Source organism: Celeribacter sp. HF31 (assembly GCF_011806455.1).
Lineage (GTDB): Bacteria > Pseudomonadota > Alphaproteobacteria > Rhodobacterales > Rhodobacteraceae > Celeribacter.
This window is the reverse complement of record NZ_JAATOT010000001.1, coordinates 624922-639646: the sequence shown is the minus strand read 5'-3', so window position 1 is coordinate 639646 and position 14725 is coordinate 624922. Positions and strand designations below refer to the sequence as shown.

At 60.6% G+C, this 14725-nt stretch carries 16 protein-coding genes; 12 read left to right on the top strand and 4 right to left on the bottom strand.

Annotation, left to right across the window (positions count from 1 at the left end; genetic code table 11):
- The first annotated feature begins 124 nt into the window (after positions 1–124).
- The 3 genes from HCZ23_RS03160 (at position 125) to HCZ23_RS03150 (ending at position 1980) form a co-directional block, all read left to right on the top strand.
- Entirely contained in the window at positions 125–289 is a 165-nt protein-coding gene (locus tag HCZ23_RS03160; RefSeq protein WP_167600219.1) for a hypothetical protein, read from the top strand.
- Positions 290–292: 3 nt separating this feature from the next.
- Complete coding sequence (locus HCZ23_RS03155; protein WP_167600218.1) at positions 293–934, top strand: ParA family protein; 642 nt, start codon at positions 293–295, stop codon at positions 932–934.
- Between the two features lie 110 nt (positions 935–1044).
- Positions 1045–1980 carry a PHP domain-containing protein gene (locus HCZ23_RS03150; protein WP_167600217.1) on the top strand — a complete coding sequence of 312 codons (936 nt, stop codon included), beginning with the start codon at positions 1045–1047 and terminating at the stop codon, positions 1978–1980.
- A gap of 43 nt (positions 1981–2023) precedes the next feature.
- Here HCZ23_RS03150 and HCZ23_RS03145 read toward each other — a convergent pair whose 3' ends face one another.
- Entirely contained in the window at positions 2024–2419 is a 396-nt protein-coding gene (locus HCZ23_RS03145) for a RidA family protein (RefSeq protein ID WP_167600216.1), read from the bottom strand.
- Positions 2420–2680: 261 nt separating this feature from the next.
- Between HCZ23_RS03145 and HCZ23_RS03140 the strand changes: the two genes are divergently transcribed.
- From HCZ23_RS03140 to HCZ23_RS03100, 9 genes are all read left to right on the top strand, one after another.
- Entirely contained in the window at positions 2681–3688 is a 1008-nt protein-coding gene (locus tag HCZ23_RS03140) for an ABC transporter substrate-binding protein (protein WP_167600215.1), read from the top strand.
- A gap of 78 nt (positions 3689–3766) precedes the next feature.
- Complete coding sequence (locus HCZ23_RS03135) at positions 3767–4573, top strand: ABC transporter ATP-binding protein (RefSeq protein WP_167600214.1); 807 nt, start codon at positions 3767–3769, stop codon at positions 4571–4573.
- Positions 4570–5424 carry an ABC transporter permease gene (locus HCZ23_RS03130; protein ID WP_167600213.1) on the top strand — a complete coding sequence of 285 codons (855 nt, stop codon included), beginning with the start codon at positions 4570–4572 and terminating at the stop codon, positions 5422–5424. Before HCZ23_RS03135 ends, HCZ23_RS03130 begins: the two co-directional genes overlap by 4 nt.
- Before the next feature lie 8 nt (positions 5425–5432).
- Complete coding sequence (locus HCZ23_RS03125; protein ID WP_167600212.1) at positions 5433–6722, top strand: cytosine deaminase; 1290 nt, start codon at positions 5433–5435, stop codon at positions 6720–6722.
- 4 nt (positions 6723–6726) lie between these two features.
- Entirely contained in the window at positions 6727–8145 is a 1419-nt protein-coding gene (locus HCZ23_RS03120; protein WP_167600211.1) for an FAD-binding oxidoreductase, read from the top strand.
- Positions 8142–8732, top strand: a complete 591-nt coding sequence (locus HCZ23_RS03115) for an NAD(P)H-dependent oxidoreductase (protein ID WP_167600210.1) — start codon at positions 8142–8144, stop codon at positions 8730–8732. Before HCZ23_RS03120 ends, HCZ23_RS03115 begins: the two co-directional genes overlap by 4 nt.
- Positions 8733–8928: 196 nt before the next feature.
- On the top strand, positions 8929–9549 hold the full coding sequence (locus tag HCZ23_RS03110) for an NAD(P)H-dependent oxidoreductase (protein WP_167600209.1): 621 nt from the start codon (positions 8929–8931) through the stop codon (positions 9547–9549).
- Positions 9550–10476: an isopenicillin N synthase family oxygenase gene (locus tag HCZ23_RS03105; RefSeq protein ID WP_167600208.1), complete on the top strand. Its 927-nt coding sequence runs from the start codon at positions 9550–9552 to the stop codon at positions 10474–10476.
- On the top strand, positions 10473–11261 hold the full coding sequence (locus HCZ23_RS03100) for a creatininase family protein (protein WP_167600207.1): 789 nt from the start codon (positions 10473–10475) through the stop codon (positions 11259–11261). The genes HCZ23_RS03105 and HCZ23_RS03100 overlap by 4 nt, the downstream gene beginning before the upstream one ends.
- A 201-nt stretch (positions 11262–11462) precedes the next feature.
- Here the strand turns inward: HCZ23_RS03100 and HCZ23_RS03095 are convergent, their stop codons facing one another.
- From HCZ23_RS03095 to HCZ23_RS03085, 3 genes are read right to left on the bottom strand one after another with little or no spacing between them, the layout of a single operon-like run.
- Positions 11463–12647 carry an ABC transporter permease gene (locus tag HCZ23_RS03095; RefSeq protein ID WP_167600206.1) on the bottom strand — a complete coding sequence of 395 codons (1185 nt, stop codon included), beginning with the start codon at positions 12645–12647 and terminating at the stop codon, positions 11463–11465.
- Complete coding sequence (locus HCZ23_RS03090; RefSeq protein WP_167600205.1) at positions 12644–13567, bottom strand: ABC transporter permease; 924 nt, start codon at positions 13565–13567, stop codon at positions 12644–12646. The genes HCZ23_RS03095 and HCZ23_RS03090 overlap by 4 nt, the downstream gene beginning before the upstream one ends.
- Positions 13564–14679 (bottom strand): ABC transporter ATP-binding protein, encoded by a 1116-nt coding sequence (locus HCZ23_RS03085; RefSeq protein WP_167600204.1) that lies wholly within the window; start codon positions 14677–14679, stop codon positions 13564–13566. Before HCZ23_RS03085 ends, HCZ23_RS03090 begins: the two co-directional genes overlap by 4 nt.
- Positions 14680–14725: the final 46 nt, after the last annotated feature.

Below are 14725 nucleotides of genomic sequence, written 5' to 3'. Positions count from 1 at the left end.
GTGCATCGGCCGCTCTCTTGTAAGCGTCGAAAAAGACCGGAAAAAACGCGTAAAAACCGCTGAGCCTCTCTTGACCCCTGCTTTGACACGTATATACAGCGTATAGGCAAAACAGGATGGAAACATGGCGCCTAAGACCAAAAAAGACAGCACCCTGATCATCCGCCTGCCCAAGGCGGACCGGGATGAGTTCGTGGCGCTTTGCGAGGATATGGACACCTCCGCCTCGCGCGAATTGCGCGACCATATCCGCAAATTCCTCAAGAAGAATTCCAAGAAAGGATCGTGACCCGTGAAGACGCTTCTCGTCGCCAACAGCAAAGGTGGCTCCGGCAAGACGATGACGGCGATCACGCTCGCGGCCGCGCTCAAAGCCGCCGGGCGCAAGGTCGCGCTGGCCGATGCCGACCCGCAGCAATCCGCCCGGATGTGGGGCAAACGGCGCTCGGCCTATGCGGCGCATATTCCGGTGCTCGACTGGTCCGGGCCCGGATCAAGCGGCGCGCGGCCCTCGGTGCCGAAAAAGACCGAATGGCTGGTGATCGACAGCGGCGCGGGGCTTGAGGCGGAGGACGCCAAGCCGTTTCTGAAAGAGGCGGATTTCATGGTCACGCCAGTGATGCCCTCAATGTTCGACGAGCTGGCGGTCAAAGGATTCCTGAAGACGCTGCGCGATCTCAAACGCATCCGCAAGGAGAAGGTCGACATCCTGCCCATCGGCTCGCGCATCGACCCGCGGCGCAAGGACGGGCGGCTTTTGAAGGAGTTTCTCGAGGCCAACGGGCAGGAAATCGTCACGATGATTTCCGAACGCGCCGCCTATGTCGATCTGGCGCGCGAAGGCCTGTCGATTTTCGACCAGTCTCAGGCGAAATACGCGCCGATGAAACAGCAATGGGCCCCCGTGCTCAAACGCATGGGCGTCAAGCTCTGATCCCAACATTTTCGGCTTCTGGCTCCATGACCCGCGGCAGGGTTTTGCTACTCTGTCACGGTGATGTCACGCGCGGCTCCTAAACCCGCGTTCGACCAATGGAGCAAACCATGATCCCATCCGCCTTCACCGCCCCCGGCCGTTTCTATCGCGGCAACCTGCACACCCATTCGAACCGCTCGGACGGCGCGCTGGACCCCGCCGAGGTCTGCCGTCGCTATAAGGCGGAGGGCTATGATTTCATTGCCCTGACCGATCATTTCGTCGGCATCTATGACTATCCGCTGGTGGACACGACCGCGTTCCGCGACGAGGGTTTTACGACGCTTTTCGGCGCCGAGCTGCATTCCGGCGCGATGGAGAATGGCGAGCTGTGGCACATTCTTGCGGTCGGGTTGCCTTTGGAGTTCGCCCGCTCACATTCCCCGGCCTTTGTCCCTGTGGACGGTCAGGAAAGCGGACCGGAGCTGGCGCAGCGGGCACGCGACGCGGGCGCTTTCGTCGCCGTCGCGCATCCGCAGTGGTCGGGAATGAGCTTGGCCGATGCCCGCTCAATTGAGGCAGCCCATGCAGTGGAGATTTACAACCACGGCTGCGCCATGGGCTGCGACCGGGCGGATGGGGCGTTTTATGCCGATCTGTTGCTCTCGGAAGGCCGCGATCTAACGGTGATCGCCACCGATGACGCGCATTTCACCGAGCCCGATCATTTCGGCGGCTGGGTCATGGTCAAAGCAGAGGAGAACGCCCCTGAGGCCCTTTTAGCGGCTCTGAAACGCGGCGATTTCTATAGCAGCCAAGGCCCGGAGCTGCGCCAGATCAAGGTGACGGAGAAGGCCGTCACAGTGGCGTGCAGCGCGGTGGCGACCGTCATCGTCCAAGGCCACGGCTCGGCGGCACTGGCGGTGCATGGCGAAAGCCTGACCCGCGCCGAGGTGCCTTTGATGCGATTTCACGAAAGTCCGTGGTTGCGGGTCACCGTGATGGACCGGGCGGGCAAACGGGCCTGGTCGAACCCGATGCCGAACCCGGATTTCAAAGGCTAGACGCCGGAAAGCCGAAAAAACAGGCACGCGCTGTGGTTGCAAATTAAGCAGGCACCACCGCCGTCACCTCGACCTCGACCTTGAACTCTTCGCGGGTGAAGCCTGTGACGATCAAAAGCGTCGAGGCGGGTTTCACCGTCACATCGGCAAGCCAGGCATCGCGCACCGCCATATAGGTTGGAAAGTCCTCGCGGGCGGTGACAAAGCCGCTCACGCGCACCACCGTGTCTCGTGTCGCGCCGGCCTCCTGCAAAATCGCGTCGATATTGGCGAAACACTGTTCTGCTTGGGCTTTGACGCCTTCGGGACAGGTGCCATCGGGGGCCAGACCAAGTTGACCCGACGTCACGATGACCTGCCCCGCGGGCGCGGAGGCGATGCCATGCGAATAGGCGCCAAAGGGCGCGGCGATGGAGGATGGGGTCAGGGCTTTGTGCATGAAATGCTCCGGGATGAGTCTCTGTCAGATTCGCCAAAAGGCCGGATCACGGTGCCATTTCGGGCCCCGGAACGCCGCCATTGTGTACAATTCCGCATCCGATTTTCCCACCCACTGCCTGTAATTTGACCAAGCGGCCAGAATTCTGCCCTCTATTTTGGCATTTGCAGATTGTGCACAAGAACACGCCCCGCGTCTGCTGCTCTCCGCACAAGAGGCTCACTAACGTGGGGGTCGGAATTTCACCCACGGAGAATTTACATGACCATGAAACGCGTCCTCGCGGGGCTGACCCTTGCCGCGACCACGTCCACCACTGCGCTCACCGGAGCCATGGCGCAAGACCTGACCCCTGTGTCCTTTGGCACCAACTGGCTGGCGCAGGCCGAGCACGGCGGCTATTACCAAGCCGTGGCCGACGGCACCTATGCGGACTGCGGCCTCGACGTCACCATTCAGCCCGGCGGCCCGCAGGTGAACAACCGCGCGCTGATGATGGCCGACAAGATCCAGTTCCACATGGGCGGCGATCTGTTGCAGGCCTTCAACGCCGCCAAAGAGGGCATTCCGGTCGTGGCCGTGGCCGCCACCTTCCAAAAACACCCGCAGGTGATCATCGCGCATCCGGGCGTCGCGGAAACCTTCGAAGACCTGAAAAAGACCACGCTCCTGATCGGCGACAACGGCTTTGCGTCTTACTACCAGTGGATGATCGCCGCCTACGGGTTCACGGTTGAGCAGCGCGAGCCCTACACCTTCAACCCGGCGCCGTTTTTGGCCGATGAGATGAAATCCATGCAGGGCTACCTGTCGTCGGAGCCCTATGTGATCGAGAAAGAGGGCGGCTTTACGCCTGACGTCTTCCTGATCGCGGACGCCGGTTATTCGACCTATGCGACCACCATCGAGACGATGCAAAAGACCATCGACGAAAACCCGGAGGCGGTGAAATGTTTCGTCGATGGGTCGGCGAAGGGCTGGTACAACTATCTCTATAACGACAACTCCGCCGCCAATGAGATGATCATGGCCGACAACCCGGACATGACCCAGGACAAGATCGACTTCGCGATTGAGAAGATGAAATCCGAAGGCATCGTCGACAGCGGCGACGCGCTTGAGCTGGGCATCGGGGCGATGACCGACGAGAAGATCGCGGACTTTTACGACAAGATGGTCGACGCCGGCGTCATCGAAGCGGGTCTGGATTACTCCGCCGCCTACACGCTTGAGTTCACCAACGCAAAAGTTGGCATGGACCTGAAATAAAGTCCATTTCCCAAAGACATAGCGAGGGCGGATCACGCTTTTCACCGCCCTCGCCTCCTTTGATTTCGAAAGACGCACATGACCCTCCCCCCATCCATTCCGCCCATGGGCCAGCGCGACAAACTGTTGGAGATGTCCAATGTGGACAAGGTCTTCGGCGGCACGGTCGTGGCGCTCAAGGATATGAACCTGACCGTGAACCAAGGCGATTTCATTTCGCTTCTGGGGCCGTCGGGCTGTGGCAAATCCACGGCTTTGCGGCTGATTTCCGGCCTGATGCGCCCAACCTCCGGGCATATCAACTGGGAAGGCGGGCAGAAGACCGGCGATCTGGGCGTGGTGTTTCAGGAACCGACGCTGATGCCCTGGGCCACAGTCGAACAGAACGTCTGGTTGCCCTTCCGTCTGCGCGGCAAATCCATTCGCGACGTGCAAGACGAGATCATGTGGGCGCTCAAGATGGTGGGTCTGGAGAAGTTCCAAAAGAGCTATCCGCGCGAGCTGTCGGGTGGCATGAAAATGCGCGTTTCCATCGCGCGTTCTCTTGTGACCGAGCCGCGGCTGATCCTGATGGACGAACCTTTCGCGGCCCTGGATGAAATCACCCGGCACAAGCTGAACAACGATCTGTTGGAGCTGCGTGACAAATTGAAATGCACGGTGATTTTCGTCACCCACTCGGTGTTTGAGAGCGTGTTCCTGTCGGACCGCATCGTCGTCATGGCGGCGCGCCCCGGGCGGGTGTCATCCGAGGTGACCGTCGATGCGCCCTACCCGCGCACCGAGGAGTTTCGGACCTCTGCGGAATATGCCGAGCTGTGCCGCAAGGCCTCCGACGCGCTGCATGGTGCAATGAATGAACATGGCACGAGGGCCTCGGCATGAGCACGACAGATATGAACACCGCAACTCTCGTGGACGAAGAAGAGCTGCGCTACGCCCGCGCTGAAAAGCGCGAAAAGATTGCGAAATGGCTTTTGCCCGTGTTGGTGATCGCCTTGGCGATTTTCCTCTGGGACCGCATGGTGGTGTGGAACGACATTCCGCATTACATCCTGCCGGGGCCGGGGTTGGTGCTTGAGACGCTGATCAAGGATTGGGGCATGTTGTCGGATGCGCTCATTGTGACGCTGAAGATCACGCTGGCCGCGCTGGCGGTCGCTGTGATTGGCGGCGTGGGCCTTGCGATCCTCTTCACCCAGTCGCGCTATTTCGAGATGTCGTTTTACCCCTTCGCCGTCATCTTGCAGGTGACGCCGGTGGTTTCCATCGCGCCCCTGATCTTTATTTATGTCGATAGCCGGATTGCGGGGCTGCTCTTGTGTGCCTGGATCGTGGCGTTTTTCCCGATCCTGTCGAACACCACGCTCGGCCTCAATTCGACGGACCACAACCTGCGCGATCTCTATAAAATCTACGGCGCAACGCGCTGGCAGCGGCTGCGCTATTTGCAACTGCCGACCGCTCTGCCCTATTTCTTGGGCGGGCTTCGCATCGCGGGTGGTCTGTCCCTGATCGGCGCCGTTGTGGCCGAATATGTCGCAGGCACCGGCGGCATCGGATCGGGGCTGGCGTTTCGCATTCTTGAGGCCGGTTACCGCCTCAACATTCCGCGCATGTTCGCGGCCCTTCTTTTGATTGCGGCGACAGGTGTCGTGATCTTCACCGCAGCCTCTTTGCTCTCTCACGCATTGCTGCACAAATGGCACGAAAGTGCGATCAAACGGGAGTCATAAGGACTTATATGAGCTTTTGCGTTCTGCCCAGCGGCGCGAAGACACTTCGAAATGTCACGGTCCCGGCCAGCCTCATGGGCCAATCCGGGGACCTCATCACCACCGATCTCACGATCACAGATGGAAAGATCACGCAAACGGACGCTGGGCAACCGGCCGAAACCGTGATCGACATACCTCAGATCGACATGAAAGGCGCGATGGTCTTTCCGGCCTTCGTCGACATGCACACGCATCTCGACAAGGGCCATATTTGGCCCCGCGCCTCGAACCCGGATGGCTCCTTTATGGGGGCCTTGGAGACCGTTCACGCGGACCACGCGAATTGGACGGCGGCGGATGTCGAAGCGCGGATGGATTTCGCGCTGCGCTGCGCCTATGCCCATGGCACCAAGGCCATCCGCACCCATATCGACAGCCTGGACGCGCTGGCGTCGTCGTCCTTTGGCGTGGTCAAGCGGATGCAAGACAAATGGGGGGGCAAGATCGAGTTGCAGGCCTCCTGTCTGGTCGCCATCGACAAGGTTTTCAAGGATCAGGGCGACTTCCCGGCCATTGCGAAAATCGTCGCGGACGCCGGACAGATCTTAGGCTCTGTCACCTACCCGGTGCCGGATCTGAAAGAACGGCTGCTGGATTTCTTCCACTTCGCGGTGATCTATGATCTCGACGTCGATTTCCACGTCGATGAGACAGACGATCCGACCTCCGACACGCTGCGCACCATTGCGGAGACGGTGATCGAGCTGGGGTTCAAGAACCGCGTCACGGTGGGCCATTGCTGTTCCATTTCGGTGATGCCGGACGAGGTGGCCGAAGAGATCATCGCGCTCGTCGCCAAGGCCGGGCTCAACGTCGTGTCGCTGCCGATGTGCAACATGTATCTGCAAGACCGCTACAAGGGCCGCACGCCACGTTGGCGCGGTGTCACCATGGCGCATGAGTTGAACGCGGCGGGGGTCAACGTCTCCTTCGCCTCTGATAACACCCGCGATCCGTTCTACGCCTATGGCGATCTCGACATGATCGAGGTGATGCGCGAGGCGACGCGGATTTGTCACCTCGACCACACGGATGTGCCCTGGGTGAATGCCTTTCTGACCAATCCGGCGCGGGCCTGTGGGTTTGACACCCCAAACCTGACGGACGGCGCCCCTGCCGATCTGGTCATCTGCAACGCACGCGGCTGGACCGAGCTCTTCGCCCGCCCGCAATCCGACAGGGTGGTTTTGAGGGACGGAGATCCCATTGACCGCACCCTGCCGTCTTACTCTGAACTTGATGAGATCGTGAGCTAATATCATGAACAAAAATTCCGCTGCGGCCATGGCCGCCCTGTCCCATCTGGACATCGAAGAAAACCCCGCCACCGTCCGCAACAAATCGCGCGACTTCTTTTGGTACTCGCCGGTTTTGAAGGCCGAGATGGATCACCTTCAGGCCGATTTCGTGGTCAACCCGACCTCCGAAGCCGAGGTGATCGAGGTCTTGAAGACCTGTTACGCACATGACGTGCCCGTCACCTGTCGCGGCGGCGGCACCGGCAACTACGGTCAGGCGATGCCCCTTTCCGGCGGCTGCGTCATGCATCTGACAAAGATGAACAAGATCAAGGAGATCGGCGCGGGCTATGTCGTCGCCGAACCCGGCATCATCATCAAGGAGATGGACGCCGAGTTGAAAGAAAAGTCGGGTCAGGAGCTGCGCATGTTCCCCTCGACCTATTCGCAGGCCTCGCTTGGCGGCTTCATCGCGGGCGGCTCCGGTGGGGTCGGGTCCGCAAACTGGGGCGCTTTGCGCGATCTCGGCAACATCGACCGCCTGCGGGTGATCACCATGGAGGCCGAACCGCGCGCGCTTGAGTTCACCGGCGAGGAGCTGCACCGCGTCTCCCACGCCTATGGCACCAACGGCATCATCACCGAGATCGAAATGCCGCTCGCCCCCGCCTACGAATGGGTCGAGATGTTCGTGCGCTTTGACACCTTCCGCATGGCGACTGAATTCGCAGGCGCTTTGACCTCCGAGCCGGGCATTCTGATCAAACTCGCCTCGGTCTATGCCGCCCCCATCGCGCATAAGTATTTCCAGCGTGTGAAGGCCCATGTCACCGAGAGTGACCACCTCTGTGGCCTCATGGTCGCGCCGCACTCCATGGCGGGCTTCCAGACGCTTCTGGACCGCTATGAGGGGGCGGAGGTGATCTACCGCTCCGATGATGTGCAATGGGATCGCCACCCCGGTCCGGTCTATGAATATGGCTGGAACCATACCACGCTGCGCGCGCTCAAGTTCGAGAAAGACCTGACCTATCTTCAGGTACGCTACGGGTCGGACATCGAAAAGATCATGAGTGCCTATGAAACCTTCAAGGACGATCTCTACATGCATCTCGAAGTCATGCGCGAGGGCGCAGGGCTGTCCTTTGCGGGTCTGCCGATTGTCTTCCCGAAGGACAAGGCGCAGCTCGATGACTTGGTCGCCAAACACGAGGCGATGGATTGCATGATCTTCAACCCGCATCGCTACACCTTGGAGGAAGGCGGGCGTCAGTCGACCGACAAACGCCAGCTCGATTTCAAACGCGAGGCGGACCCGAAGGGCCTTTTGAACCCCGGCAAGATGATCGCTTGGGACGAGCCGGATTTCGACTACGCCGACATGTATTCCTACGCCAAGATCACGCCGAAACCGGAGCCAGAAAGCGAAGGTGAGGAATGAGTTCCAAAGGACGCGTTCTCGTCCTCTACGCCCACCCCTGCCCGGAAAGCTTCAACGCGGCGGTGCATGAGGTGGTCGTGGAGACGCTCACCAAATCCGGCTGGGAGGTCGACGATTGCGATTTGAACGTCGAGGGCTTTCAACCGGTGCTCACGATGGAGGACCGTCGCGGCTATCACGACGAGCCCGCCAATATCGAACCAGTACGCGAATACGTCGAACGGCTTCAGGCCGCCGATGCGCTGGTCATGGTTTTCCCGGTGTGGAATTTCGGCTATCCGGCGATCCTCAAGGGCTTTCTCGACCGGATTTTCCTTCCGGGCGTCAGCTTCAAACTGGTGGATGGCAAGGTCCGTCCGGGTCTCACCAACATCAAGAAGCTCTACGCCTGCACCACCTATGGCGGCACACGTCTGAGAGCGATGATGAACGGCGACCCGCCCCGCAAATGCGTCACCCGGCCGGTGTGGTATGCCTGTGGCATGCCGAAGAAAAAATACATCGCCTGTTACGACATGAACCGGAACACGGAGCCGAAGCTCAAAGCGCATCTGGAGCGGGTGCGGCGCGAAATGGAGGCGATGTGATGCAGACCTCCCAAGACGCCGCGCGGTCGCCTGACCGGGGGCTGGCGAAACACCCTTTGAGCAAAGTGCTTTATGCCAGCCAAGTCCTTGCGCATTCTCGTCAGTGCAATTCGACAGCAAAATCGCCAGACCGCGGGACGGTCAGGCGAGCGCGCGGCGGCCTGCGGCCTTTGTTCCGCGCGGGGGAGATTCAGTCATGAAACGCGCCCTCGTCGTCTATTGTCACCCGCGCGAGACCTCGTTTAACCGCGGCATCCGCGACCTCGTGGTCGCGCGCCTTGAGACCGCAGGCGTGGAGTATCGCCTGCGCGATCTCTATGCCGAGGGCTTCGATCCGGTGCTCTCCGCCCATGAGCATGAAATCTACGAAAACGTGCCGGAGAACCGCGTCCTCGTGGACCGCGACTGCACGGACCTTGAGTGGTGCGACAGCCTTATTTTCGTCTATCCGACCTGGTGGTACGGCCTGCCCGCCATGCTCAAGGGCTGGCTCGACCGCACCATGGTGTCGGGCGTCGCCTTCATCATGCCGCAAAAAGAGGGCGATGACATCAAACCCGGCCTGACCCACATCACCAAGCTGGGCGTTTTCACCACCTGCGGCGCCTCGCGCTGGCTGACCTTCTTTGTCGGAGCACCCGGCAAACGCACGCTCATGCGCGGGCTTCGGGTGATCTTGGCCAAGCGGTGCAAAACCGCCTTTGCCGCGCATTTCCTGATGGACAGCTCGACGCCGGATAGCCGCGCCAAACACCTGACGCGGGTTCAAAAGCGGCTCGACAAATTGATCGCGGCGCCTGCGCCGAAGGAGGGGTAAATGGACATTCCTGTTCTCGATTGGAGCCGCTTTGCCACAGGCACGGACGTCGACGGCTTCGTGACAGACCTCGGGCGTGCCTGCCGCGACACGGGGTTCTTTCTCGTGTCGAACCACGGCATCCCAGAGGATTTGATCGCGGATGTCTTCGCCAAGGGCGACGCATTTTTCGCGCTGCCCATGGCGGAAAAAGCGAAAATCGACATTCGAAACAACCCGCACAACCGGGGCTGGGCCTGTCAGGGCTCCGAAGCCTTGGACGAGACCTCCGGCCAGATGGACCGCAAAGAGGCGTTCAACGTCGGCTTTGATCTTCCCTCTGACGACCCGCGCGTCGTTGCCGGTGAGCCGTTTCGTGGTGTGAATGTCTGGCCCGAGGTGCCCGGTTTTCGCGATACCATGCTCGATTACTACGACGCCGTGCTGCACCTCTCGGTCGCGCTGCACCGGGCGTTCGAGATGGATTTGAACCTGCCCGAAGGCTACTTCCCGCCGCACTTCACCGAACCGATGGCGACGCTGCGTGTGCTCTCCTACCCGGCGGCCCCGGACGGCGAAGGCATCGGCGCAGGCGCGCATACGGATTACGGCTCTGTGACCATGCTCATGACCGACGGTGTCGGCGGGTTGCAGGTCCGCCCCCGTGGCGGCGATTGGATCGACGTGCCGCATGTGCCGGGGGCATACGTGGTCAACATCGGCGATTGCCTGATGCGTTGGTCGAATGACATCTATGTCTCGACCCCGCACCGGGTGTTGCCGCCCAAAACCGCCCGCCGCTCCATCGCCTTTTTCCTCGACCCGAACCCTGACAGCGTGATTGCCGCTCTGCCGGGCACGGGCGAGGCCAAATACCCCGCGGTCACCGGCGCCGATTATCTGCGCTCAAGGTTGGACGCGACCTACACACCGAAGGACATCACATGAGACGCTTTGACTGGGCCGAGTTCCGCACCACGGAATTCGCCACCTTTGACCCCGAGAAAACCATCGTCATCCTGCCTACCGCAGCCGTGGAACAGCATGGGCCGCATCTGCCTGTGGGCGTGGACACTTACATCAACGAGGGCATGTTGGCCGAGTTGCGCGCGACCTGCCCCGAGGATCTCGACATCCTCATCCTGCCGGTGCAGGCGGTGGGCAAGTCGAACGAGCATATCCACGCCAAGGGCACGCTGACCTATACGGCCAAAACGGCTTTGGACGCCTGGACCGAGATCGGGCTTTCCGTGGCCCGCGCCGGTCTCAAGAAGATGGTGATCGTCAATTCCCATGGCGGAAATCTGGACCTGATCTCCATTCTGGGGCGTGAGCTGCGCGTGCAGGCGGGCATGATGGTCGTGAAATGCCAATGGGGCAATTTCGGCAAACCCGAGGGCATGTATAGCGCGCAAGAGAGCAATTTTGGCATCCATGGCGGCGATCTTGAGACCTCCTTGATGCTGCATTTCAAGCCCGCTTTGGTGGATATGGAGATGGCCGAGGATTTCCGTTCGACGGCGGAGACCGCGCCGATTTCTCCGATTGGTCCGGTGAACCTCGCGTGGGTCTCAAAGGATTTGAACCCGAAAGGCACGGTGGGCGAGGCGCATCTGGCGACGGCTGAGAAGGGTGCGGCCACCTGTGCACATCAGGTTGCGGGCTTTGTTGAGATGCTCAAGGAGTTGCGCGATTTGTCGACAGAGGGCTACGCGCGGACGATCCCGGAGTGATCGGATTCACAAAGGGCGAGCGCCTGCCCGTGGGGTGGCGCTCCGAGCTTTGAGCAGTGCAGTTTATGCCAGCCAAATCCGTAGTCCATTGAGACGACGTCAGACGCAGAAAAGCGCCAGCCCGCCGGAACGGGCAGGCGCTCGCCCGGCACCTGCGGTGCTATTCGGGCGAAGAAAAAGGGGCCCGTTTGGCCCCCTTTCCTATTCCTCCGTTTTCGGAGCCGTGATCCCGCCAAACGCCCCACCAAAAGCCGACGGACTTTCGGGCTTCGGAGCCGCGGGTGCGGCAGGTGTCCCAACACCCCCGAAGGCCCCACCAAAGGCGCTGTCGGGTTTCGGCACGGTCACGCCCTGCTCCGCTTCCTGCGCTTCGATCCTCGCCCGTTGTTCGGCGCGCAGCTCTTCCTGACGATCCAGTTTCTCCTGCAACACGGCGGCCTCACAGACCGAGCTGTCATATTGCGAGCCCGCGTAAGTTATCCCGCCGATCGCCGTCACGAGGATCGCAAACACGATGCCGGGATGGGTCAGCGCGCGGGTCACCGGATTGGCATAAAGCGGCGAGCGCGAGGCGCGGCCACCGGCTTCGGCCTCTTTGCGGCGCTGATAGGCCTCATTCGTGAGCGCGCCGACCAGTGTCAGCGTGATGATGATCACCGCCAGCGCAGAGAGCGAAGGATCGGTGCCGTGACGCACTTTGGAGGCCAAGGCCGTGGTGAAGGTGCTTTCAGAGAGAACGGTGAACACAGTCGTGTTGTAGTTCTCGAAGGAGGCCAAAAGCGTGATGAACGCCGCCGAGCCGATGGCGGGCGCCATGAAGGGCAAGAGGATTTTGCGGAAGGCCTGACCGGGCGTGGCGCCCAAATCCAGCGCGGCTTCGGTCTGGGTCGCGTCAAACCGTTGCAGTCGCGCGATGAACACCAACATGGCATAGGCGGAGACAAAGGTGATCTGGCCCACGATGGTCAGGAAATAGCCGTTATACAAGAACCCCGCTCCCGTGCCGCGCGTGATCTGGCCCCAGAGCACGATGGTCGAAATCCCCAAAACAACGCCGGGGATCAGGATCGGCAGGATCAACACCGTGTAGAGCATCGAGCGCAGCTTGGGTGGTAGCTCGGACAAGGCCAAAGCCCCCGCCAGCCCGATGGGCACGGCCAAGGCCACGACCCCCACGCCGATGATCACGGAATTCATCAAGCCTTCCATCAGGCGCGCATTGCCGAACAACTCGCCGAACCAGCCGGTGGTGAAACACTCCCACGGCGCCACACGCGGAAAGCGCGAGGAGTTGAAAGCGGTCGTCGCCATGATAACCAGCGGGCCGAAGAGGAAAGCGAAGAAGGCAAGCGCATAGGCGCCGCCGAAAAGCGTGTGCCTGCTCATTTGCCAATCTCCCCGACGGAGACCTTGAACACCCGCATCATCAGCAAAACGAAACTGATACAGGTCACCAAAAGCACCACGGCATAGGCCGAGCCTCTGGGCCAGTTCGAGGATTCGTTAAACCATTGATAGATGAGCTGCGTGAACCACAGGGACGAGGGCCCGCCCAGGATTTGCGGCGCGGCCAGTGCCCCTGCGGTCAGCATGAAAACCATCGTCGCCCCCGAGACGATGCCGGGTTTCGCCATCGGCAAGACCACCCGCCAATGCACCCGCCACAAAGGCGCGCCCATGTCGCGGGCGGCTTCGACCTGGGTGTGATCCAGCGCTTCGATGGCGTTGTACATCGGAAACACCATCAAGAGGATATAGGCGTAGGCGAGACCACAATAGAGCGCCACATCGGCGCGGATGAAATCCACCGGCGCGTCCCAAAGCCCCATTTGCATCCCCCAGGTGTTCACGACACCCGTGGAGCCAAACAAGACGCGAAAGGCAAAAGCGCGCAGAATCTCGTTGATCCAATAGGGAATGACCAGCCCGATCACCATGAGCCGCGCGGCGACGCCCTTGGCGCCATGGGCGAGGATATAGGCGATGGGATAGCAGATCAGCACATCGATCATCGTCACGATCAGCGCCGCAATCAGCGTGCGGATCAGGATCATGATGTCGAGCGTGTTGAAGGAGCCGTCCGCGTTGAAGAAAAAGCTGCGATATTGCTCCAGCGTGTAGTGATCCGCCTCGGTGCCGAGCTGATCGGCGGGCAGGTTGAAGCGAAAGGAATAATCCAGCATCGAAAGCTGCGGCAGGGTGATGAACACGACGACCCAAAGCGTCACCGCGATGGCGATGAACAGCGCGGCCCCCATGCCGTGTTTGGCGAGCAAGGTGGTGTAAGCGAGCTTCAACTGTTTCATGATTCACTCGCCATATGGCCGACCGGAAGGATGGTGCCATTCATCGGCGCGAAGCCTAACGACAGGCTTTCGCCCTGCCCCGGCAAGCTGCCCGCCAGCCCCGCGTTCACCATGGAGATACGCAATTCCGTGTCGCCAGCCTTGGCAAAAACATGGTTGGTCGCACCTTCGAATTCCTGACGGGAAAGCGTCGCCTGAAACGTGTTTTCGGTTGCACAGGGAATGAGCTGTTCCGGCCGCACAAACAAAAGCGCCTCGTCACCTGCCTTGTATTTACGCCCGCCACCGACACGCGCCTCAAAGGTGCCCATCGGCGTCTCAAGGGCTGCCAAGTCACCCGACTGCCCCTTGATGACGCCCTGCAACGCGTTGTTTTCGCCAACAAAAGACGCCACGAAAGCCGACCGAGGACGATTGTAAATTCGATCCGGTTCGCCCACCTGTTCGATCACACCGCGGCTCATCACGGCCACACGGTCGGACATGGTCAACGCCTCGCCTTGGTCGTGGGTGATGTAGATAAAGGTCACGCCGACCTGCTTTTGAATAGCACGCAGCTCCGTGCGCATGTGCTGGCGCAGCTTGAGATCGAGCGCTGACAAAGGCTCGTCCAAGAGCAAAATATCCGGCTCCACGGCCAGCGCACGAGCAATCGCCACGCGCTGTTTCTGGCCGCCGGAGAGTTCCGAGACCTTCTTGTCGCCGATCCCCGGCAGGGCGATCATGTCCAACAATTCGTCCGCCTTTTTGCGCCGCTCTTTTTTAGACACGCCCCGCACCTCCAGAGGAAAGGCGATGTTCTCGGCCACAGTCATCAGCGGGAAAAGCGCCAGATGCTGGAAAATCAACGCGGTCGGGCGTTTGTTCGGGCCGACACCGGCCATATCCTTGCCACCGATCAAAACCTTGCCCTCGGTCGGTTCGGAAAAGCCAGAAATACAGCGCAGCATGGTGGTCTTGCCGCAGCCAGACGGCCCGAGAAAGGAGAAAAATTCGCCGGAATTGATTTTCAGATTGGCGTTGTCGACAGCGGTGAAGTTGCCAAAGCGGATGGAGACGTGATCGAGGAGGACAGAACGGTCGGGGATGCGATCTGGGGTCTGGTCGGGCATGTTGCCTCTCTTATGAATTGAGTGCGAAAAGGCCCCGCGCAGATCC

Coding starts and splice junctions, on each gene's coding strand:
- HCZ23_RS03160 (WP_167600219.1), top strand. CDS start 125: ATGGCGCCTAAGACCAAAAAAGACAGCACCCTGATCATCCGCCTGCCC.
- HCZ23_RS03150 (WP_167600217.1), top strand. CDS start 1,045: ATGATCCCATCCGCCTTCACCGCCCCCGGCCGTTTCTATCGCGGCAAC.
- HCZ23_RS03145 (WP_167600216.1), bottom strand. CDS start 2,419: ATGCACAAAGCCCTGACCCCATCCTCCATCGCCGCGCCCTTTGGCGCC.
- HCZ23_RS03140 (WP_167600215.1), top strand. CDS start 2,681: ATGACCATGAAACGCGTCCTCGCGGGGCTGACCCTTGCCGCGACCACG.
- HCZ23_RS03135 (WP_167600214.1), top strand. CDS start 3,767: ATGACCCTCCCCCCATCCATTCCGCCCATGGGCCAGCGCGACAAACTG.
- HCZ23_RS03130 (WP_167600213.1), top strand. CDS start 4,570: ATGAGCACGACAGATATGAACACCGCAACTCTCGTGGACGAAGAAGAG.
- HCZ23_RS03125 (WP_167600212.1), top strand. CDS start 5,433: ATGAGCTTTTGCGTTCTGCCCAGCGGCGCGAAGACACTTCGAAATGTC.
- HCZ23_RS03120 (WP_167600211.1), top strand. CDS start 6,727: ATGAACAAAAATTCCGCTGCGGCCATGGCCGCCCTGTCCCATCTGGAC.
- HCZ23_RS03115 (WP_167600210.1), top strand. CDS start 8,142: ATGAGTTCCAAAGGACGCGTTCTCGTCCTCTACGCCCACCCCTGCCCG.
- HCZ23_RS03110 (WP_167600209.1), top strand. CDS start 8,929: ATGAAACGCGCCCTCGTCGTCTATTGTCACCCGCGCGAGACCTCGTTT.
- HCZ23_RS03105 (WP_167600208.1), top strand. CDS start 9,550: ATGGACATTCCTGTTCTCGATTGGAGCCGCTTTGCCACAGGCACGGAC.
- HCZ23_RS03100 (WP_167600207.1), top strand. CDS start 10,473: ATGAGACGCTTTGACTGGGCCGAGTTCCGCACCACGGAATTCGCCACC.
- HCZ23_RS03095 (WP_167600206.1), bottom strand. CDS start 12,647: ATGAGCAGGCACACGCTTTTCGGCGGCGCCTATGCGCTTGCCTTCTTC.
- HCZ23_RS03090 (WP_167600205.1), bottom strand. CDS start 13,567: ATGAAACAGTTGAAGCTCGCTTACACCACCTTGCTCGCCAAACACGGC.
- HCZ23_RS03085 (WP_167600204.1), bottom strand. CDS start 14,679: ATGCCCGACCAGACCCCAGATCGCATCCCCGACCGTTCTGTCCTCCTC.